Below are 20355 nucleotides of genomic sequence, written 5' to 3'. Positions count from 1 at the left end.
CTCTTTCCCTTTGTCCTGCTAGGGACAATCGAGACCCATCGGCCTGAACGCGCCGGCGACGTCACGATGCCCCTGTGGCGCTCGAGAGCGCCTTGTTTGCGGTTCCTCCGGCCCCTTGTTTCGAGGCCTTTCCTAACAGCGCGATCGGTCGCTTAGCGCGATTTACGACAACGTTGTCGCATTGAGACAACACGCTACGACAACGTTGTCTATGGGTGACTTCATTGACACCGCTGTCCGAGCTAAACCCACATGAAAACGATTACAGGCGCGACCTGCCGCCAGAAGCCCTCAGCGGCGAAGCTTCATTCGCGCTGACGCGGACAAGCGGAATTTCCTCTCCGCCGGAAGCGCTTCCAGAGGATCGATTTACGTGCGAACGATCGGGTTCGACGGCGCCGCGGCCGAATCCCGGGCGACCAGGCGATAGTCCAGTTGACGGACCTGGACGCTCGTCCGGAACCGCTCGTCGCCGAATCCGTCGATCAGCATCTCGACGGCCGCCTCGGCCATTTCGGCGGTCGGCTGGTGGATGGTGGTCAGGCGCGGCCAGGCGGCCTCGGCCTCGGGAATGTCGTCGAAGCCGACCACCGAGAGATCGCGCGGCACGGAAAGTCCGTTCTTGGCCGCCGCCGCCAGCACGCCCAGCGCCATGCCGTCGTTCGCCGCGAAGATCGCCGTTGGCGGCTCCGCCAGACGCAACAGGGCTTCCGTCGCGTCGAATCCGGAAAGGCTGAGGAAGTCGCCCTTGGCGATCCATTCGGGCATGGGCTCGACGCCACGATCTTGCAGGGCCTCGACATAGCCCTGGCGACGCCGGGCGGCCGAGCCGTGGTCCGCCGGTCCGTCGATGAAGGCGATCCGCCGATGGCCCATGTTCCACAGGCGCAGGGCCTGCTCCCGCGCCGCCCGGCGGTCATCCATGAACACATAGGGCGAGCGCTCGAACTCGCGATGCGGCGCGATGCGGACGTAGGGCAGGCCCGCCGCCTCGACGGCCGCCAGCACCTCCGGATCGTCGCAGGTCGGCGGGGTCAGCACCAGGCCGTCGAACCGCGCGGCGCGCAGCGCGCCGGCCAAGCCCTGGACGCCGCCCATCTTGTCCGGCGCCCCAACCTGCTCGACGACCAGATGGTAACCGGCCCGCCGGCAGGCGCGCATCGCCCCCACCTGCACCTCGCCGACATAGTGATAGGCGCCCACCTGCATGAAGATCACGCCGATCAGGTAGCTGCGCCGGCTGGACAGCGAGCGGGCCGACACGTTGGGGCGATAACCCAGCGCCTCGACCAGCTCCTGGACGCGCGCCCGGGTCTGGGGCCCGACACCCTCCTCACGATTGATCACTCGCGAGACGGTCTTGATCGACACGCCCGCCTGACGAGCGATGTCGACAATGGTGACCGGCCCGCCCTGCTCGTCGCGCTGCATGGACGACACCTAGCGGAAACACGTCCCACGCGCGAGACGCCGACGGCCCTTGTCGAGAAACAAGGCTGGGCGAACCCAGGGACGGATTGGCCGCATTGACGACAACCCGACATTAGAGACGCTCGCGGAAATACTGATCAGCGGAAGATTTCAGGATTCGACACGGGAACTACGCCCCCGTGACAACGATTGTTTGATGCGTTGTTCAAGCAACCGCGAGCACGAGTCTCCGCGCCCCACCCCGACTGAGAGACGACGCGAAAATGACGGCCGTTCCAGTTCGTAATCTTGCGGCCCTTGCGCTTGCGCTGACACTGATCGGCTGCGGTGACGCTTCGAGCGACCGGCACGCTGCGGCCGACCTCGACCAGGCCAAGGCCGGGGGAGAAGCTCCAGGCGCTTCGGCGGAGGCGCGGGCCTATGTCGCCCAGTTCACCAAGAAAGATCCGGAGGCGTGCTTCAAAAAGGACGTGACGCTTAAACAGCCAGCGCTGAAAGGGCCCGCCGGTCAGGTCACCCCACGGGTTCCGCCGACGCGCGTGATCGTGATGATCGATGGGTCCGGTTCGATGGCCGGGCGAATGGGCGGCCGGACCAAACTCGAGCTGGCGCGGGAGGCGGCGCTCGGCTTTGTCGAGGGACTGCCCGCATCGGTGCAGACATCCCTGCTGGTCTTCGGCCAACAGGGAAACAATAGCCAGGCCGGCAAGGCGAAATCCTGTTCGGCCATCGATGTGCTCGCACCGATGTCGGCTGACCGGGGGCCACTCCGCGCGGCGCTGGGACAGGTCCGCGCGGTCGGCTGGACGCCGCTCGCCGCCGGGCTCGATCGCGCCGAGGCGCTGCTGGCCGCTTCCACCACGCCCGGGGAGCAGATCATCTATGTCGTTTCGGACGGGGAAGAGACCTGCGACGGCGATCCCGTGGCCGTCGCCCGCCGGATCAACGGCGGCCGCACACGGGCGATCGTCAATGTCATCGGCTTCAACCTGCCGTCGGGCGAGGCCGCGAAACTGACCGCCGTCGCGCGCGCGGGCGGCGGCGGCTTCGTCAATCTGTCCAACGAGACGGAGCTCGAGAGATACACGGCGCAGGTGCGGGAATCGATCCGACAGACGGACAACGAGGTCGCGACCAGCATCGCCACGACCGACAACAACGTGGCGACCAGCATCGCCATCACCGACGCCGATACCTGCACCACGATTCTCGCCACGGACGAGGACACGGCCATGACCATCGACCTCACGGATCGCGAGACGGCTGGCCACCCCGTCCCCTTCAAGGCGGAAGCCAAGGCCCTGTTGAAGGCGCGTCACGATGCGATGCGGGCGAGGCTCGAGGCCTATCGGACCAGGCTCACCAAGGCGGAGGCTGGAGCGAAACGGAGCATCGATTCAGCGGCGGACGCGGCCCGCTAAGCGTTCGCTCCATCGAGCGGGAGGACACCGGCGTCCTTTGGGAGGCGCTTCTGGCTATCGCCAGGGCCGCCGCGAGGTAGCGCCACTTCCCGACGTCGGCACGTCGCCGGGAAGTGGACTTTCGGTTTGTGTCTAAAGCCCGGAAGGCTCTTTCGCCCTGCGGGTCATAGGGCCGCCGCGGTCTTGCGGAGAAGGATGAATTCGGCCTGCTTGCCGAACACCCAGCGATTGAGGGCCAAATCCTCAATTCCATCGAGGCTGGCCGCAGTGAAGTCGCCATTGACGTCCGCGAAATGGTCGTCGCCGAACAGTTCGTACCGCCACTCGGCGGGCGCCCAGCGCATATAAACCGAGTACTCCGGCGTCATGTCTTCGACCTCGGCCTCGGAGGCGCGCTTTTCGACGTAGCCCTCCTCGGTATTGGCGCAGAACCCGACGCCCATGCCGTCGTCCGCGGTCTGAAGGCAGATGGCATAGAGGCGCTGCCCCTCGAGCGCCGAAGGCAGTGCATCAAAAGCTGCGATTGTCGCCGCGCGAAGCTTCTCTACGTCTGTGCTCCAGTCCACGCGCGCTTCCTTTCGACCATGACACACCGTGCGGCTGGCTTCCCGGGGCCGCCCCACGCTGGTCGAGCGTCAGGCCACTTGCATCAATGTCTGGACGCCGCCATTCCGCTCGTCGAAGAAGACGTAGATCTGCGCCACGTCGTGGGCGAGGCCCGAGGCGTCGAGCTGTCCGACAAACAGCAGCGGCGTATCACCGTCAAAGAGCCAGGACGGCGACTGGAGCCACTTGGGCGGCTTTTTGAGATAGCGGAAGTCTCGGGCGATCTTGTCCTTCGCGAAGGCGAGCTTCTCCCGCCTGCCGCCTAGCGTCTCGAAGCCCGCGATCAGCGCCTTTACATAGGCTTCCGGCGGCGAGAGCCAGGCGGGCGACGCATCCAGAACCAGCTCATAGGTCTTGAGGCTGGACGTGTCGCTTTTGTGCTCGACACCCAATGCCGTCAGTAGCTTCGACAACGCATCGCGCACGTTGATGTCGGTCGCCGGCTTCGAGACGTCCTGATCCATGAGGTAGAGGAACAAGTTGCCCACGTTGGTATAGGGCGGAATAGACGCATCCAGCTCCAGAAACGCCTGCAACGACTCGTCATGCAGGATCTGCGTGTAAAAGTCCGGCAGGGCGACGCGCCCCTCCAGGTATTCAATGATCTGTTCCGCGGGGATCATTTGCCGCCTCATGGATGTCGGCGGGTCTGAGCGCCACTCATGCGTACCCCCCAATTCGGCCAAGTAGTGTTGATCTGCTACAGATCTTCCAAAAGCCGCTTGGCGCGCGCGAAGCCCTGATCGGCGGATTTCCCCAACCAATGGCGCGCCTTGACGGGATCGACGCCAACCCAATCATCCCCGTTCAGGTACATTTTACCAAGCTGGTATTGCCCGTGCGGATTGCCCTCTTCGGCAGGCGCGTAGAGGAAGTGGACCTGCAAGGTCTCGGTGTCGATCCGCCATCCGTCGCGCTTGTTGCTGTGCCAGAGCCAGGCATGGCGATCATCTTCCCAGACCAGCTTGCCCGCCGCCGTGTCGATCTTGCCCAGCCCGATCGGCGAGGTGAGGAACGGCGCCCAGCGCGTCTCGTCGCCCTTGGCGGTAACCGTGAAGCCGAGCACCAGTTGGCGATCTGTCCGCCATTCGACTCCGACGGCGCAGGTCTTGCTGGCGTTCCATTTGAGCTTGGCCCAGACACCGTTGAACCGATAGTCGTCGTCCGCCACCTGGCGATAGACCGCCTCAAGCGCGTCCAGATCCCATCCGCGGTCCGCCCCAGCTCCCGCAAGGCATGGTGCGTCTCGCCGACAAAGCGCGCATGGAGAGACGACAGCGCGTTGACTTCCGGATGCTCGCCTAACGGATGTTCGTAGCGCAGCACGTCGACCAAGTCTTCTGTCCGGCGCTCCGCGGCCGGGGCGGAGAGGATCACCTTGCCAATTCCGTTAGAGGCGACTTTCCCCTCCTGAAGCCGATATTCATAAGCCGTCGCCGCCTCGGCGATGCGCGCACGGGCGACCCCATTGTTGATCGCGGCGTACTCTCCCGAATAATGCGGCTCTACAACTTGCAAATACTTGCCCATCTTCGATCTAACTTCCTGGCCGCAGATCACTAGCTGGATGGGCAATGCGGCGCCTAAGAAGCGCCCGCGCCCGCCATGGCGGCGGATGTAGCCTGATCATGACAGCACTCCGAAGACATGGGGTCGATCGGCCCGCACGAAGACGGCTTAGAATACCCGAAAAATAAGATCGTCGAAAATAGATATCGAAGACTTCACTCCGGATCCTCTAGACTTCCGATGGCGCGCTGTTGCTCTATTGATTGTTCGCGAGCATTAATTATGTTTTTCAGCTTGGTTGAAGTTATTTCAAAATATGTATTTCTCTCATTGTACACGTCTCGACCACTGAGCTCGCTAGCCTTGTAGGGGATATTCGAGGCCTCCAGATCGCTCAACAGGGACAGAATATCTCTCGCAGGGCTGGAATCTAGGCGATCAAATAGAGGCTTATCCAGCACCGGCACATGACCAGCGATCGCCCCCTTTACTTCCATAAGTCCTTTCCCCGACAAGCGAGATATTTTCGAGATAATGCTGGCCGGGACCTGGCTACTATCCTTGATCACCAGAACGATCCGCAACATCAGTACCTCAAAAATCTAGGAGAAATTCTGGTTTCAGCGGAACCCCATGCGAAGGATTCCGCCAATTGCCGCCATGCCAGCCTTGAAAATGCTCCGAGAAAGTAACTGGCGCAATATTGGCGGGATCGTTCGCAAGTTGAGGATATCTAGAAACACTGTATTTATGATGCCCGAAAATGCCACGAGGCGTGCCGCCATCCATGATGGACTGACGCGCTTGCGCGTTCCAATTTCGCGTACCAGGCAGGCCGTTGGCTAGGTTTTGCCTTTCCTGATGCCAAAACTGGTCGATCCCTTCCTGTCGTCGAGCGGTCAATCGGTCATGCCACTGCAGCCGCTGCCACTCGGCGCGAGTGATCGTGCGGCTCTGGACTTTCTCAAGGAGTGCGGATCGCGCCTTCTGGGACAGTTGCCGGTACGGCGTACCGTAGGCCGTCGGCCCATCACACGACGCCAGCCCACTAGGATCCATCCACTTCAGCGGGTCACGCACATAGGCATGCGTCCTTAGCCCACCCGACAATCCAATCGGATCGGGCGACAGGTACTGCCCCGTCTCCGAGTCGTAGTAGCGGTTGAGGTTGTAGTGCAGACCGCTTTCGGCGTCCTCCCACTGGCCCGGGAAGCGCAGTGCGCACGACGCCTTGTCCGGCTCGTCCCCGGGCTCGCCGTGCCGCTCGCGCAGCACCTCCCGCGCGGTGCGCGTGCGGCCCCATAGCTCCGCCTCGGCGCGCCAGCGACATTCGCCTTCCGCATCGAACAACGCACGGGGCGCGCCGATCTGGTCGGCGACGATCGGCAGCAGTTTCGCTTCGCCGCACGCGGGAACGCCGTCGCCCCCGGCGGGGACCAATTCCTTGGCGAGCGGGCGCACCCCATCCGGCTCGAAATGCCAGCGTTCGATGTGCAGCGAACCGGAGCCGGACACCCCTCCGGCACCGCCTCCGGGCCCGCGCCGATGCCACGCCTCGGCGATGGCTTGGCCTTGCCACACATAGTCCACCCGCCGATTGGGCTCGTCGAGCAGGGTCTTGCCCACCCGGCGCCCGAAGGCGTCGTAGGTGTAACGCCAGCGCGCCCCGTCGGGCGTCTCCAGCCCCACCAGCCGGTCGAACCCGTCCCAGCGATAACGCCAGCGCCGCGGGCGGAAACCGTCTTGCGTCAGCACCCGCTCGGTCATCCGCCCGCGCGCGTCGTAGCGGAACCGGTTGGGGCCGGCCTCGACCACGCAGTCGCGCCAATAGCGGTGCTCGCCCGCCAGGCCCTCGGCGAGGTTCATCAGCGCGTCGTAGCGATAGGTCTCGCGGCCGCCGGCCCGCTCCACCGCCACGGCCTGATCACGCGGGTCGTAGTGATAGCGGGCCACGCCTTCAGCGCCCGCCCCCGCCCCGGTCTCGTCAACGCCCGCCAGGCGGCCGACATGATCCCATGCGTAGCGGCGCGCCAGGGTGTCGGGCTCCTTCCGACCGGCCGCGAAGACGGTGACGCCACCCGCCCGCTGTTCCGCCAGCCGCCCGCCCAGATCGTAGCGCTGGCAGAGCTGGAACGCGGTCGGCGCGCCGATCGCCGCCAGCTCCCGGAGCGTCTCGAGCCCGCTGGCATCGTGGGCGAAGCGCAGGGTGTGGCCGTTGCTTTCGTAGCGCGTGAGGAGCCCGGCCTCGTCGAACGCCATCGCCGTTTCGCCGCTGGGACTGGAGCGGCCCACGCACCGGCCGGCCTCGTCATAACGATAGGTGACGGCGATCCCGTTCTGCTCCTCGCGGACAAGCCGGCCCTTGCCGTCGTAGGCGAGCGAGACATCGGCGATCCGCCGCGGCGCGTCATCGACCAGCACCCAGGTGCTGGCGCCGACCAGCCTGTCCTGATCGTCATAACGATAGGAGATCGCGTCTTCGCCCGCGATCACCCGGACGATGCGGTCTTGCGCGTCCCACTCGAAACGCTGCTCGGCTCCGTCGGGCATCCGCTTGCTTTGGACGCGACCGAGGATGTCGCGGTGATAGAGCGTTTCACGACCCGCCCAATCGACCTGAGCCGAGAGCCGCCCGGCCGGATCGTAGCGGAACCGCCATTGCTGCCCGACCGCGTCGGTGATCGCCGCCAGCCGGCCCGCGCCGTCGTAGGCGAACTGCGTGGTGGCGCCGAGCGGATCGATGATCTGACGCAGGGTGTCGAACGCGCCATGGACGAAGCGGGTCGTTTGCCCGTCGCTACGGATCCGGGCCTTGATCAGCCCCTCGCCGTCATAGGTAAAGCGGATCTCCCCGGCGTCCGGGGTGTGCGCGTGACTGACCGCGCCGCGCGGGTTCTCGGGCGAGCGCTGATAAGCCCAATGGCTGGTCCGTCCCGCCGGGTCGGTGAGTTCCAGCAGGCGCCCCATCCGATCCCACGCGTAGCGCGAGATCCGGTCGCCGGGATCATGACGGGCGATCGGACGCCCGGCGGGATCGTTTTCCCAATGTGTCGCGCCGAGTCCGGCGACCTGCTCGCGGATCAGGACGCCGCGTTCATCGTACTCTGCAGACCCGGAGGCGCCGTCCGCTTCCTTCCACGCGACGATGTTGCCGCGCGTGTCGCGGGTCCAGCTGGCGGCGCCGTCTGGGTCCTCGAAGCCCACGAGCGCGCCCCAGCCGTCATAGGCCCAACGGGCGCTGCGTCCGGCCCAGTCGGTCTCGCCGATCAGGCGTCCGTCGCCGTCATAGGAGAAACGCGTCTCACGGCCGGCGGGGTCGATCCGGCGCTGCAAGCGCTCGAGCGAGTCCCATTCGCTGATCGTGCGCGCGCCGAGCGGATCCTCCTCCTCGACGACCAGGCCGTTGGCGTCGTAGTGGAAGGTGGAGACCGCACCCGTGGCGTCGACATAGCGCGAGCGTCGCTCCTCCGGGAAGTAGAGGAAGCGATCGTTGAACATCCCCTCGCCGGTGTGCGTGCCGACGACCCGGCCCGCCGTATCGTAGGCAATCTCCACCTCGGTCAGGCCGCTGTCGCGCCACCCGTTCAGCCACCCTTCTGACGTATAGCGATAGTGGAACTCGCCGGTGAAAGCGCCCAGCACATGCAGCAAGCGCCCATCGGCGTCATAGCCGTAGCGTACGAGCGGCTCGCGCTCGCTCTCCATCCACAGCGCGCTCAGCCATCCCTGAGGCGTGGTTTCGACGCGGAACATCGTGCCGTCCGCATGCTGGATCTGCGTCAGGCGTCCCTTGGCGTCGCGAGAGAACAGGATGCGGTTGCCGTTGCGATCCTCGATCCCCGCCAATTCCAGCACAGCCGCGTCGCCGCCGGGCGCGAAGAGCAGAAACTGCTGGGTGCGGCTGTCGAACAGGCGAAGCCGATCGCGCGTGCCGGTCAGCCGATAATAGGGCGCCTTGAGATGGCGAGCGTCGATCTGCAACGCGGCGCCGATCGCGAACAACAGTCGCTGGCCGTCCGCATCCTCGAGCAACGCCGTGCCCGCCTTGTGGTCGAGCAGCACCCGCTGCGACCAATTGCAGATCCAACGCGGGCCGAGCATGCCCTCCACCCGCATTCGCCCAGGATAGGTCCTCGCCAGTTTCAGCGGCAGGACACCAGGGTACTGGAAGTCGGTCCGCTGGTCGGCGTAGTCGCCCGTGACGATGTCGACCGGCTCGCCGAACAACCGCCGCAAACTGCCGTCGAGCAATCCGCCCTGGCGTACGGCCGACCGCATGCCCACGACCTCGGCGACCGAGAGCAACAGCTGCTCCGCGATCGACAGCTCGGCGTCGGGGGTTCCGTAGCTGCCGGTCGTATCGTCGCCGAGCACGGTATTGCAGCCCTGTTGGACGACCGCGTCGCACGACAGCTTGTGGCCGATGCGCGCCATCGGCAGGCCGTTGATGAAGATGGTCTTGCTGCCCTCGATGATCAGCGAGGGGACCGACGGGTGCTTGGTGCAGGCGGCGATATCCGTGACGCGCGCCGCGGGCTTGCCCTCGAAGAACACATTGAGAGAGCCGCTGGCGATCGGGCCGGACAGGGTGGCCGTCTTGGCGCCCGCCCCCGCGATCGCGGCGGTGACGAACCCGCCCGCCGCGCCGGCGCCGAAGGCGACCGCCGCCCCCACGAGCGGCGCCGCCATGCCCGCCGTGCCGATGATCGCGGCGGCGCTCACCGCGACCAGGGCGCCGACGACGATACCGGCGGCTATGCCGGCGAGCAGGCCGGCGAAGGCGTTGCTATGCGCGATTTGGTGCGTGAGGTGCGCGGCCTGTTTCCCGGGACCGGCGATGCGCTGGGCGCCAAATTGCTGCGCGACCCAGAACGCGGCTTCGTCGGCATGGACCTGTTCGGCGATCCACGCCCCCGCCATCGCGCCTCCAAGAGGCGCTATGACCCGACCGCCAAAGCATTTCAGCGCGGTCAGTCCCCCCGAACTCGCCGCCGAATAGGCCCCCGCGGCCAAAATGCCGCCGGAGGCGACGTGCCCCGTCGTCGCGATCGCCGAAACCGTGCTCGCGTTGCTCGTGGCCGCGGTGCTCTCGCTAAGCGCCCGCAGCTTCTCGTGCGCTATCGGGGTCGCTTCGGTCACGGCGCGAAGGTGAACGACGTGATCGCTGAGATCAGCGCGTCTCGAGTGTCCTCATCGCGCCCGCCTGGAATTGATCCGGTGAAGTTCAGGACCGCATTGGCCTCGTGCAGCACCAGCGCGATGACTTGGTGGATGGGCTTGCCGTCGCTGCGCCAACTGAGCTCCATGAGCTGCGCCTCGCGACCATCGACTTGACCGATCGTGTCGGCGAAAATCTCGCATCCAGCCAGCTGCGCCATGAAATTCTGGCGCATCTGAGCGACATAATCGCGGAACGTCATACCAAGCGGTAGGCGATCCCTGGAGATGACCAGATTTGCGCCATGCACCTTGGCGTCCATGGGCAAGAGCACGTTGACGCTCTGGTCCTGCCACTCGGAGGCCAGTGTTAGCGATCCCTCGGCGATCCGATACACTTTTCGCATCCCGTTAATGCAGCGAGAGTCTCTATACCCTGGGGTGATGAAATGGCCTACCCCCCCATTCAGACATGAGAAGACTACCTGGATATATGGCATTGCTGATGAGCGTATCCGAGCCTCGGGATATAAGCCCACCCAAAGGCTAAGCTTTTAGCGTCGTCTCAAATTTATGGCAGAGCTTCGTGTGATATGCTGAGGACGACCGGGCTAAATCTACCGAATTGCGCGAGCTTACGCTTATGTCGCGGCACACCGGGGTGCTTACGGGCGCCTGTGAGAACTATAAGTGGGCGCTGGCGATTTAGTCCGCAATACCCGCCTCATTAGCGACGCTCGGCGGCGACGAAGGAAGCTCTGCGAACCTGCCGCGTAGCTGGTGGTTGCGGACATTTACGCGACGAGGCTGCACTGACCTTCAGTCCCCCCTCCTGATCGGGATGTTTCGGATGACGAAATCGACGGGCCGCCAATCGTTTTCCTGCTCGCGCTTGACGGTCTTGGCACCGGCGTGGATCAGCAGCCGGCCCCGAAGACTGACAACGGGCGCTGAAATATAGTCGGAGCACCGAGCAATGAAGACGAAGGGCGCGTCGTTAAGATGGATCGGCGTCCCTTGTTCCTTGGTCCAGCCCCTCAACTGGTTGATGTCGTTGTAGGTCAGGGTGACCGTGGCCTCGGCGCGCGCCTCGTCCTTGCGCACGATGATCCCGGCCAGCTCGCTGTCCACCGTAACGATCCAGCAAGGTCGGTGCTCGTTGACGCACTTGGCCCACCACTTGTCGAATGCGGGATATCCTTCACGCAGGCTGTCGAAAATCTCGTCGTCCTTGTCGATCTCGTAGGCGTGCCGATCGGCGATAAGCGGCAGCGCCACCGGCGTTGGATCGAAGGTGCGGCGCAGCCAGACCAAGGCGTCGACGACGGTGAACACGCGGCTCGACAAGGGCGTGAGCTTCACGCGCTCGTGGATGCCGCGATCCTCCGTGATCAGAAAATCGACCGCGTTCAGTTCCAACGCATGAAGAAGAGCGACATCGACTTCGTCGTTCGGTTTGCGGATGGGGCCGAACTTCGCCTCCAGGACGGCGCGGTCCGGAAGCTTGGGGGCTTTAAGTTCTTGGAACTTGGCGACCTTGCTCAGCGAGATTTCACGTCGCGCCGCATCCTTGTCGCGGGCGATACCCGCCTTCGCCTGAAGCTCAACATCAACAACCCCGGCGCTGAAGGACCAAGCCTCGAGCACTTTCAAACCTTGGCCGTCAAACTTCTATTCGCGGCGACGGGCGAGACGTTGACCGCTGAAATGGCCACGGCCCTGGCGCGCTTGGCGCCAACGACGGTCGCTGTAGGTCCCGTTGTGGCCCAGTTATCACGCGAGGATTTCGTCGGCGGCATCCCCGGTGGCTACACGTTGACGCTGGCGCTCGCGCCCCAGGACCGGTCTTCGCCTGCTTGAGGGGACGTGCAGCCGATGGGCAGGCTAGGTCGTTGCCGGTTTTCTCGACTGGGGCTGAATTGCCAGTTCCTGGAGGCAGGTCAGAGTCCGCTTCTGGCGCGACGCCGCCGAAGTCGGACCTTAAATCGCTGCCGATATCAACTGTCGGTCTCGGTGAACACACGCCCTCGTGCCGGGACGCCCATACGAGTGGCGGTCTCCCGGCACGAGGGCGTGTATCGGGATACCCTAAATGGCGACCGACAACTTGTGTCGGTTCAGGATAGCGCCCGACCCGACACAACACCATTTCTACCCGTTGGGATCCGAATAAACGTCATCTTCAGGTTGAGGCGCGAAGCTGGGGGTGGACCAAAAGCGAAGGCCCATTTTCAGGAGACCCGAGTGCAAGCGACCCCCAACCAAGCGCGATACGTTATTCATTTCCAATTCCCATTGGCCAGCACGGCCGCAGAGAAGAATGCAGGCTTTATTTATCTGATGCAGATGAAGCATGTCGGGAAAGTCGCAAGCGCCTCACGTTACGACCATGGAAATGGCGTGATGTGGGCTTCGATCGAGCTTCAGTTCAAGGGGCACAATTCGTTTTCTGACGCAGCACTCGACTGCCGCAAATACATCGGCTCAAGCGGGCGGGTACTCAAAGCGGCTGAAGGCCCGATGCAGGGGGCAGACCCAGGCGGCCTCGGTGCAAAATCTCTTCTGAAAAAGGTCTAGCTGACTTTTCGGGTGCGAACTTTCCCAAGCGTACTCCTCATGCCTCGCTCGCCGCGAGCGCTTGGTGCCCCCGAGTAACCCCCATCCGCGCTAGTTCGTCCCCAGTAACAACTAGTGGACCCAACTGGTAGCCATCGATAGGTGCGAGAGCCCCTTACGATTACGTACGCGGATCGACGGCGCGAACATGAGGGGAACAAAATCCGGGACTATTTCGGGGATTCGGGTCCCGAACCGCGCATTTTGTTCGCTTTAGTTCCGCAAGAGGAACGGCATCAGGTCGCCAAGCAAATCAATAATATATTGTTTTCATTGATTTTTTTCTGGCGGCCCGGGAGGGACTCGAACCCCCGACCTTCGCTTTAGGAAAGCGCTGCTCTATCCTGCTGAGCTACCGGGCCGCGGCGCGCGCGGCGCAGGGTCAATAGCGCAAGATGCGGGGCGTGCGAACCCCGCCGTCGAGACTTGGGCGCGACTTGGCCCAGACTTGGCGCTAAGCAGGGACGCGGGGCAGAGGCGCGAAGCGGGGGAATGACGATCGTGCGGCATCTGAAGTCGATCTACGTCCAGGTTCTGATCGCCATCGCCCTGGGGATCCTGGTGGGCGCGCTATGGCCCAAGGTCGGGGTGGCGGTGAAGCCGCTGGGCGACGGTTTCATCAAGCTGATCAAGCTGGTGATCGCGCCAGTGATCTTCTGCACCGTCGCGGGCGGCATCGCCCGGATGGGCGACATCAAGGCGTTCGGCCGCGTGGGGGTGAAGGCCCTGCTCTATTTCGAGGTGGTCTCGACCCTGGCCCTGATCCTGGGCCTGGTGGTCGGGCGCACCCTGCGGCCCGGCGACGGCTTCAACATCGATCCCGCGACGCTGGATCCGTCGATCGCCGCCGGCTACGTCGAGAAGGCCAAGCATGCCGAGGGCCTGGTCCCCTATCTGCTGCACCTGATCCCCGACACCTTCGTGGGCGCGTTCGCCGAGGGCAACCTGCTGCAGGTGCTGGTGGTGGCCATCCTGACCGGCTTCGCCTGCGTGCGGCTAGGCGACTTCGGCGACAAGGTCGCGGACGTGCTGGAAGACACCGCCAAGCTGTTCTTCGGCGTCATCCACGTGGTGGTGCGCCTGGCGCCGCTGGGCGCGTTCGGGGCCATGGGCTTCACGATCGGCAAGTACGGCGTCGGCGCCCTGATCCAGCTGGGCGCGCTGGTGGCGACCTTCTACATCACCTCGATCCTGTTCGTGCTGGTGGTGCTGGGCGCGATCGCCTGGGCCAGCGGCTTCTCGATCCTGCGCTTCCTGGCCTACATCCGCGAGGAACTGCTGATCGTGCTGGGCACCAGCTCGTCGGAGTCGGTGCTGCCGCAGATGATGGAAAAGCTGGAGAAGGCCGGCGCGCGACGCTCGGTCGTGGGCCTGGTCATTCCGACCGGCTACAGCTTCAACCTGGACGGCACCAACATCTACATGACCCTGGCCACCCTGTTCCTGGCCCAGGCGACCAACACCCACGTCTCGCTAGGCCAGGAGCTGGCCCTGCTGGGGATCGCCATGCTGACCTCGAAGGGCGCCTCGGGCGTCACCGGGGCCGGCTTCATCACCCTGGCGGCGACCCTGGCCGTCGTGCCCGACATCCCGATCGCGGCCCTGGCCGTGCTGGTCGGCGTGGACCGGTTCATGAGCGAGTGCCGGGCCCTGACCAACCTGGTTGGCAACGGCGTGGCCACCCTGGTGATTGCCCGCTGGGAAGGCGCCCTGGACCGCGACCGTTTGTCGCGTGTCCTGAACGGCGAAAGGGAGCCGGCCGAAGCAGCCTCGGCGTAAGCGCGCCAGGCTAAAAATCGCGCTAGAGCCTTGAGCTAACAGCGTTCTTGCGACGCCCACCCCAGAACCGTCGACGACCCGACTCAAGGCTCCGCCCGAACTCAACCTTGACGCATGTGCAAGCGATCGCACCCGGTTTCGGCGGCTCGCCTTGTCCGGCGCCGTCTGCATGTTAGGGTTCCGGATACAACCGCCTGCGATGCTAGAGTAATGCTGGATTTGGCCTCCAAAGACGACGTCGCGACGCCCGAAGCGGACTTGCTGACGCTCATCGAGACGATCGAGGCTCTGTCGGCGACCCGCACCATCAGCGAGGTGGCCGAGGTCGTCCGCAAGGCCGCCCGACGCGTCTCCGGCGCCGACGGCGTCGCGTTCGTGCTGCGCGACAACGACAAGTGCTGGTACTTCGACGAGGACGCCATCGGCCCGCTGTGGAAGGGCAAGCGCTTTCCGCTGACCGCCTGCATCTCGGGCTGGGCGATGTTGAACCGCCAGACGGTGATCATACCCGATATCTATCTGGACGAGCGCATCCCGCACGACGCCTACCGGCCGACCTTCGTCAAGAGCCTGGTCATGACGCCGGTGCGCCTGGAGGACCCGGTCGCCGCCATCGGCGCCTACTGGGCCGAGGAGTATGTCCCCTCGCCCGAGACCGTCAAAAAGCTGCAGGTGATCGCCCGCGCCACGGCCTCGGCCCTGGAGAGCGGGCGCCTGCACGACAGCCTGGTCGACGCCCGCCACCACGGCACCTTCCTGCTGCAGGAGCTGGACCATCGGGTGAAGAACACCCTGGCCATCGTCCAGTCGATCTCGCGCCAGACGCTGCGCGCCAGCCCGTCGCCCGAGACCTTCGCCGAGGTGTTCGAGAACCGGATCCTGGCCCTGTCGCAGGCGCACGAACTGCTGACCCGGCGCGCCTGGGGGCGCGCCCAGCTGCACGAGATCCTGGAAAAGGCGCTGGCGCCGTTCAGTCCCGACCTGGCCGACCGCTTCGACGTCGTCGGCCCGGCCCTGTCCTTCAGCGCCGAGACCTCGGTCTCGGTGCACATGACCCTGCACGAGCTGGCGGTGAACGCGGCCAAGCACGGCGCCCTGTCGACGCCGGAGGGCCGGGTGGTCATCCGCTGGACGGTCGACGAGGCGGCCACGCCGCCGATGCTGACCCTGACCTGGCGCGAGGTCGACGGTCCCGCTGTGACCGGCCAGCCGGAACGGCGCGGCTTCGGGACCCAGATGGTCGAGCGTGGCCTGGCCCGCGACCTGGGGGGCAAGGCCACCCTCGACTTCACGCCGCGAGGCGTGGTCTACACCCTGCGCGCGCCGCTTTCGAAGAGGATGAGTCTCGCCGCATGAAGTCCAGCAAGGTGATGATCGTCGAGGACGAGGCGCTGGTGGCCATGATGGTCGAGGACATGCTCGGGGACCTGGGGTGCGAGGTCGCCGGCTCGTTCGGCGCCGTGACCGACGCCCTGGCCTGGCTGGGCAGCGGCGAACCCTCGCCCGACGGCGCGGTGCTGGACGTCAATATCGGCGGCGAGATGGTGTTCCCGGTCGCCGAGGAGCTGCGCGAGCGCGGCGTGCCGTTCGTGTTCGCCACCGGTTACGGCGACCTGCCGCGCAAGGGCTTCGAGAGCGTCGAGGTCCTGGCCAAGCCGATCAATGTCGGCGCCCTGCGCAAGGCCGTCGACAAATTCCAAGGCGACGAATAGCCCGCCTCACCCGCCCTCGCGGATGAAGTCGATGAAAGCCCGCAGCGGCGCGGGCGCGCGGCGACGGCTGGGATAGTAGAGATAGAAGCCGCCGTAGTAGGGGCACCAGTCCTCCAGGACGCGCACCAGCTTGCCGGCCGCGATCAGGTCGATGACCTGATCCTCGAAGGCGAAGGCCACCCCCACCCCGTCCAGCGCCGCCTGGATCATCAGCCCCTGGTCGCCCAGGGTCAGTGGGCCGTCGACCTCGATGTTCAGCTCGACGCCGCCGCGCTCGAACTCCCAGTGATAGAGACGGCCGCTGGCGAAGCGGAAACGGATGCAGGGCAGGTCCTTCAGCTGTTCGGGCGAGGTCGGCCGGGGATGCCTTTCGAAGAAGGACGGCGCGGCGACAATGGCCGTGCGCTGGCGTCCGCCGATCGGCACGGCGACCATGTCCTGGGCGATGGTCTCGCCAAAGCGGATGCCGGCGTCGCAGCCCTCGGCGACCATGTCGACCAGCGCGCCGTCCACCATGATCTCGACCTTGACGCCCGGCTGCGTGGCCATGAACCGGGTCACGACCGGCAGCAAAACCAGCTCGGCCGCGCCCCGCGAGGCGTTGAAGCGCAAGGCGCCCATCGGCTGGCCCCGGAAGTTGTTGAGGTCGTCCAGGGCGTCGTCGATGTCGCGGAAAGCCGGGGAGACGCGGGCGAACAGACGCTCGCCGGCCTCGGTCAGGGCGACGCTGCGGGTGGTGCGGTTGACCAGGCGCAGGTCCAGCCGCTCCTCGATGCCGCGTAGGGCGTGGCTCAGCGCCGACGGCGTGCAGCCCAGCTCGTCGGCGGCGCGGCGAAAGCTCTTGTGGCGGGCGATGGCCAGGAAGCTGGCGAGATCGGCGGGCGCGACAGGACGCATTGCTGAGATTGACTCAATAGCTCGACGAGAACTGACATGATTACCTCATCGAAGGCTCGGGTCTAGATGTTCCTCCGTCGCCGCGACGCTCCCGGACGCGGCCCAAACGGAAGGAACGAGACATGCGCACCTGGTTCATCACCGGCGCCTCGCGCGGCTTCGGCGCCCTGATCGCCCAGAAGGCCCTGGCTGCCGGCGACGCCGTCGTCGCCACCGCCCGCGATCCCCAAAGCGTCATCGGTCGGATCGGCCAGCACCCGAACCTGCTGGCCGTGGCCCTGGACGTCACTGACGAAGCCCAGGCTCACGCCGCCGCCAAGGCCGCCGTCGAGCGCTTCGGGCGCATCGACATCCTGGTCAACAACGCCGGCTACGGCCTGCTGGGCGCGGTCGAGGAGGCCACGGGCGCCGAGGTCGAGGCGCTCTATCGCACCAACGTCTTCGGCCTGCTGGCCGTGACCCGGGCCGTGCTGCCGCATATGCGCCGCCAACGTTCGGGTCGGATCCTAAACCTGTCGTCGGTGGGCGGTCTGCGCTCGGGCGCCGGCTTCGGCGTCTACTGCTCGACCAAGTTCGCGGTCGAAGGTCTGACCGAGGCCCTGGCCGCCGAGCTGGCGCCGCTGGGGATTTTCGCGACTGCCGTCGAGCCGGGCTATTTCCGCACCGACTTCCTGGACGCGACCTCGCTCAGCGTCAGCCCGGCCAGCATCGCCGACTATCACGAGACGGCGGGCGCCACGCGGGTCCGCGCGGCCCAAGTCAGCCACGCCCAGCCCGGCGACCCCGAACGCCTGGCCCAGGTGCTGGTCGACTTCGTGGACGCGGAGAATCCGCCGGTCCGCCTGCCGCTCGGCAGCGACACGGCGGCCGCGACCGAGGCCAAGGCCGCCGAACTGCTGGAGGTCGTCGACGCCTGGCGCGCGGTGGCGGTCTCGACCGACTTCCCGGCCGACGAAGCGGCCGCCTAGGGCGCGAAGCGCAGCACCAGGATCTGGTTGATCTGGTTGGCGTCATAGTTGTCGTCCGAGGCCAGGACCAACGTACGGGCCCCGTCCTTCAGGCGGGGCCCCCAGGCCATGGCTTCCAGATTGTCGATCCGGATGCCGAGCCGATCGAAGTTCAGCAGCAGCCGCTTCTCGACCGTCCTCACCGGCAGGGTCGCCAAGCTGTCGATCTTGGCGACGTCCTGGGCCTTGGCCAGATCGGCCAGATAAAGGCGGACATGATAGCCGTAGCGTCCGTCGGCCCGCTTCACACCCGAGCGCTCCAGCACCAGCAGACGGTGATCATCCAGGGTCAGGATTTCGCTGATCCCGTTGTCGTTCACGCCCACCGGCGAGGCCTCCTGCACCGGATCGATGCGATAGGCGTACTGGGCCAGGACCCTGCCCGCGCGATCCAGCCTGGTCAGCCGCACGAGACCGCCCTCGGCGACCGAGGGGATCGGACCATCCTGAGCCAGCGGCCATTCCATCGACAGCCACATCGACCATCCGTCAACGGACCAGGTCAGCCCCTCGACCGTGGCGTTCTTGCGCGCGCCGGTCAGGCCGCCGGCGTGGAAGGTCAGGGAGTCGGGAACCACCGTCCGTTCAAGCGGCGTCCCGTCGGCCTTCATCCGCCGCACCGACGGCGGATAGCCGTGATCGAAGTCGCCCTCGGTAGACCAGACGAGGTCGCGGCTCAGCGGGTCGAAACGGATCGACTCGCCGTCGGCGGCTTCGGCGCCGTCCTTGCGGTCGGGGAAGGTCGTCCCGTCCTCCCGGCGCAGCGGGACCATCGTCTCCAGCACCGGGCCGCACGGATGACCGGGCCGGACGTCCAGCCGGCCCAGGAAGAAATGCGACGGCCCGTGCTCGGACTTGTCGTCGCTGATGAACGCCCAGCGGTCCGATCGCGGCTCGTGGTCGATCCCCGAGATGCCGCCATAGCCGCCGCCCTGGAACACGATTTCCTTGGGCGTCTCGCAGGCCTTGATCAGCGAAACGCGCGGAGCGGCTACGGCGGGCGTGGTCAGCAGCAGCGCGGCCAGGAGCAGCGCCCTCACAGTCGCAGCTCCGGCGCAGCCAGCGGGCCATCATCCCAGCCGGCCATGGCGGCCTTGGTCTCGGCGCGCTCGACCGCCAAGCCCAGCTTGGCGCGGAACTCGGCGGGATCGATCGTGAACGGCTGGCTCTGGGTTTCCACGGTGTGCAGGCGCGGCCGGCCATCGCTGGGCAGGATGTAGCCCACGTCGTGACGGCGGAAGTTGCCGATCCGCGACTGCACCTCGACCAGCCAGTTCAGCGACACCACCTGACAGCCCGTCGGTGACAGCAGGGCGTTGTGCAGGCCCGAGCCGAACTCGCCGGCCACCACGCGGGCGCGCGAGAAGATTCGGGCCTGCTGCTCCCACGGGATGGTCTCGGGCCGCAGCAGGGTCAGGCCCAGCTCTTGCGCGATCGTCTCGATCTCGGCCTCATTGGTCATCTCGCGGAAGACGCCCGGCGCGCGCAGGCCCGCGCGGCTGACGAACACCTTGTCGAAGCCGCCGCCGCGCGGCCAGGCCAGGGCCTGTTCCTCCAGCTTCCAGCGCAGGAAGTCATGGAAGATGTAGTCGGCGTGCAGCATGTGCGGCAGCAGGGCTATGTCGATCGCCAGCGCCTCGCGGGCCGGGTCGTAGGTGATGATCTCGTGCGTCGGCAGCAACTGGCGGACGATCCGCGCCACATAGGCCGGCGCGGTCGCGGGCAGCACGATCGGCGCGGTGATACCCGCCTGTTCCAGCGCCTGGATCAAGAACAGCTTGGGGTACATCTCGGTCAGCCAATGACCCCAGACGAAGTTGAAGTGGGCGATGACGAACGCCCGCTCCAGCCGTCGCTTAGCCGGCGCCGTGAACGCCCAGTTGGCGGGCGCGATGTCGTTGTCGTACCAGTACTTGATGTAGCCCGGATAAGGCCCTCGCGCCTGCAGGGGCTGGCCGTCCAGGGTCAGGTGGCTGCCGCGTCCGCCGCACAGCACGTCGCGCACCACGTAGAGATCGATGTCCGGCGCCGGCCAGTCCATCATGTGGTCGGCGTTCATCTGCTCGCCCGCGCACGGCCACAGCATCGGCCGGGCCAGGACGATGCCGCCGCCATCCATCAGCCTGGCGCGAGCGGCGCGGCCGCCATCGCCAGCGAGCGCCGAAGCCAGGGGGACCCGGTCGCAGTCGGTGATGTCGACGCTGGCGACCATGGACCGCC

17 protein-coding genes and 1 tRNA gene are annotated in these 20355 nt (G+C 65.8%); 6 read left to right on the top strand and 12 right to left on the bottom strand.

Annotated features, from left to right (window positions below; translation table 11 throughout):
* Nucleotides 1-369 precede the first annotated feature (369 nt).
* The gene (locus MZV50_RS02985) at nucleotides 370-1431 is read right to left on the bottom strand and encodes a LacI family DNA-binding transcriptional regulator (protein ID WP_252632942.1); all 1062 of its coding nucleotides are present in this window, start codon (nucleotides 1429-1431) and stop codon (nucleotides 370-372) included.
* Between the two features lie 263 nt (nucleotides 1432-1694).
* On the opposite strand from MZV50_RS02985, the gene MZV50_RS02980 reads away from it, so the two are divergent.
* Complete coding sequence (locus MZV50_RS02980; protein WP_252632941.1) at nucleotides 1695-2852, top strand: vWA domain-containing protein; 1158 nt, start codon at nucleotides 1695-1697, stop codon at nucleotides 2850-2852.
* A 164-nt stretch (nucleotides 2853-3016) separates the two neighbouring features.
* Here the strand turns inward: MZV50_RS02980 and MZV50_RS02975 are convergent, their stop codons facing one another.
* The 7 genes from MZV50_RS02975 to MZV50_RS02945 form a co-directional block, all read right to left on the bottom strand.
* Nucleotides 3017-3418, bottom strand: a complete 402-nt coding sequence (locus tag MZV50_RS02975; protein ID WP_252632940.1) for a DUF4303 domain-containing protein — start codon at nucleotides 3416-3418, stop codon at nucleotides 3017-3019.
* 69 nt (nucleotides 3419-3487) lie between these two features.
* Nucleotides 3488-4081: a hypothetical protein gene (locus MZV50_RS02970; RefSeq protein WP_252632939.1), complete on the bottom strand. Its 594-nt coding sequence runs from the start codon at nucleotides 4079-4081 to the stop codon at nucleotides 3488-3490.
* Nucleotides 4082-4158: 77 nt separating this feature from the next.
* On the bottom strand, nucleotides 4159-4629 hold the full coding sequence (locus MZV50_RS02965) for a tetratricopeptide repeat protein (protein WP_252632938.1): 471 nt from the start codon (nucleotides 4627-4629) through the stop codon (nucleotides 4159-4161).
* A 553-nt stretch (nucleotides 4630-5182) separates the two neighbouring features.
* Complete coding sequence (locus tag MZV50_RS02960) at nucleotides 5183-5554, bottom strand: hypothetical protein (RefSeq protein WP_252632937.1); 372 nt, start codon at nucleotides 5552-5554, stop codon at nucleotides 5183-5185.
* 7 nt (nucleotides 5555-5561) lie between these two features.
* On the bottom strand, nucleotides 5562-10106 hold the full coding sequence (locus MZV50_RS02955) for an RHS repeat-associated core domain-containing protein (RefSeq protein WP_252632936.1): 4545 nt from the start codon (nucleotides 10104-10106) through the stop codon (nucleotides 5562-5564).
* Nucleotides 10103-10522 carry a DUF1795 domain-containing protein gene (locus MZV50_RS02950; protein ID WP_252632935.1) on the bottom strand — a complete coding sequence of 140 codons (420 nt, stop codon included), beginning with the start codon at nucleotides 10520-10522 and terminating at the stop codon, nucleotides 10103-10105. The genes MZV50_RS02955 and MZV50_RS02950 overlap by 4 nt, the downstream gene beginning before the upstream one ends.
* Before the next feature lie 421 nt (nucleotides 10523-10943).
* A complete protein-coding gene (locus MZV50_RS02945) occupies nucleotides 10944-11777 on the bottom strand; it encodes a hypothetical protein (RefSeq protein ID WP_252632934.1) in 834 nt (277 codons plus the stop codon).
* A gap of 591 nt (nucleotides 11778-12368) precedes the next feature.
* Here MZV50_RS02945 and MZV50_RS02940 point away from each other — a divergent pair.
* On the top strand, nucleotides 12369-12701 hold the full coding sequence (locus tag MZV50_RS02940; protein WP_252632933.1) for a hypothetical protein: 333 nt from the start codon (nucleotides 12369-12371) through the stop codon (nucleotides 12699-12701).
* Between the two features lie 324 nt (nucleotides 12702-13025).
* Here the strand turns inward: MZV50_RS02940 and MZV50_RS02935 are convergent.
* Nucleotides 13026-13102 (bottom strand) — tRNA-Arg (locus MZV50_RS02935).
* A 148-nt stretch (nucleotides 13103-13250) separates the two neighbouring features.
* Here MZV50_RS02935 and MZV50_RS02930 point away from each other — a divergent pair.
* The 3 genes from MZV50_RS02930 to MZV50_RS02920 all read left to right on the top strand — a co-directional run bounded on the left by MZV50_RS02930 (nucleotide 13251) and on the right by MZV50_RS02920 (nucleotide 16231).
* Nucleotides 13251-14519: a dicarboxylate/amino acid:cation symporter gene (locus MZV50_RS02930; RefSeq protein WP_252635159.1), complete on the top strand. Its 1269-nt coding sequence runs from the start codon at nucleotides 13251-13253 to the stop codon at nucleotides 14517-14519.
* 258 nt (nucleotides 14520-14777) lie between these two features.
* Nucleotides 14778-15875, top strand: a complete 1098-nt coding sequence (locus tag MZV50_RS02925; RefSeq protein ID WP_436792203.1) for a sensor histidine kinase — start codon at nucleotides 14778-14780, stop codon at nucleotides 15873-15875.
* Nucleotides 15872-16231 (top strand): response regulator, encoded by a 360-nt coding sequence (locus tag MZV50_RS02920; RefSeq protein ID WP_252632931.1) that lies wholly within the window; start codon nucleotides 15872-15874, stop codon nucleotides 16229-16231. Before MZV50_RS02925 ends, MZV50_RS02920 begins: the two co-directional genes overlap by 4 nt.
* A gap of 6 nt (nucleotides 16232-16237) precedes the next feature.
* Here MZV50_RS02920 and MZV50_RS02915 read toward each other — a convergent pair whose 3' ends face one another.
* The gene (locus MZV50_RS02915; protein WP_252632930.1) at nucleotides 16238-17128 is read right to left on the bottom strand and encodes a LysR family transcriptional regulator; all 891 of its coding nucleotides are present in this window, start codon (nucleotides 17126-17128) and stop codon (nucleotides 16238-16240) included.
* 122 nt (nucleotides 17129-17250) lie between these two features.
* Here MZV50_RS02915 and MZV50_RS02910 point away from each other — a divergent pair, with 122 nt between their 5' ends.
* Complete coding sequence (locus MZV50_RS02910; protein ID WP_252632929.1) at nucleotides 17251-18096, top strand: oxidoreductase; 846 nt, start codon at nucleotides 17251-17253, stop codon at nucleotides 18094-18096.
* On the opposite strand, the gene MZV50_RS02905 is transcribed toward MZV50_RS02910, so the two are convergent.
* The gene (locus tag MZV50_RS02905; protein ID WP_252632928.1) at nucleotides 18093-19175 is read right to left on the bottom strand and encodes an esterase-like activity of phytase family protein; all 1083 of its coding nucleotides are present in this window, start codon (nucleotides 19173-19175) and stop codon (nucleotides 18093-18095) included. The genes MZV50_RS02910 and MZV50_RS02905 overlap by 4 nt on opposite strands.
* Nucleotides 19172-20347 (bottom strand): glycosyltransferase family 61 protein, encoded by a 1176-nt coding sequence (locus MZV50_RS02900; protein WP_252632927.1) that lies wholly within the window; start codon nucleotides 20345-20347, stop codon nucleotides 19172-19174. The genes MZV50_RS02905 and MZV50_RS02900 overlap by 4 nt, the downstream gene beginning before the upstream one ends.
* Nucleotides 20348-20355: the final 8 nt, after the last annotated feature.

This window comes from Caulobacter segnis (assembly GCF_023935105.1).
GTDB lineage: Bacteria > Pseudomonadota > Alphaproteobacteria > Caulobacterales > Caulobacteraceae > Caulobacter > Caulobacter segnis_B.
Note: the sequence above shows the minus strand (reverse complement) of the source record. Positions and strands in the feature narration are given on the sequence as shown.

Excerpts from the sequence above, each read along its gene's own strand:
- MZV50_RS02980 (WP_252632941.1), top strand. The coding sequence starts at position 1,695 with ATGACGGCCGTTCCAGTTCGTAATCTTGCGGCCCTTGCGCTTGCGCTG.
- MZV50_RS02900 (WP_252632927.1), bottom strand. The coding sequence starts at position 20,347 with ATGGTCGCCAGCGTCGACATCACCGACTGCGACCGGGTCCCCCTGGCT.
- MZV50_RS02920 (WP_252632931.1), top strand. The coding sequence starts at position 15,872 with ATGAAGTCCAGCAAGGTGATGATCGTCGAGGACGAGGCGCTGGTGGCC.
- MZV50_RS02910 (WP_252632929.1), top strand. The coding sequence starts at position 17,251 with ATGCGCACCTGGTTCATCACCGGCGCCTCGCGCGGCTTCGGCGCCCTG.
- MZV50_RS02960 (WP_252632937.1), bottom strand. The coding sequence starts at position 5,554 with ATGTTGCGGATCGTTCTGGTGATCAAGGATAGTAGCCAGGTCCCGGCC.
- MZV50_RS02970 (WP_252632939.1), bottom strand. The coding sequence starts at position 4,081 with ATGATCCCCGCGGAACAGATCATTGAATACCTGGAGGGGCGCGTCGCC.
- MZV50_RS02985 (WP_252632942.1), bottom strand. The coding sequence starts at position 1,431 with ATGCAGCGCGACGAGCAGGGCGGGCCGGTCACCATTGTCGACATCGCT.
- MZV50_RS02915 (WP_252632930.1), bottom strand. The coding sequence starts at position 17,128 with ATGCGTCCTGTCGCGCCCGCCGATCTCGCCAGCTTCCTGGCCATCGCC.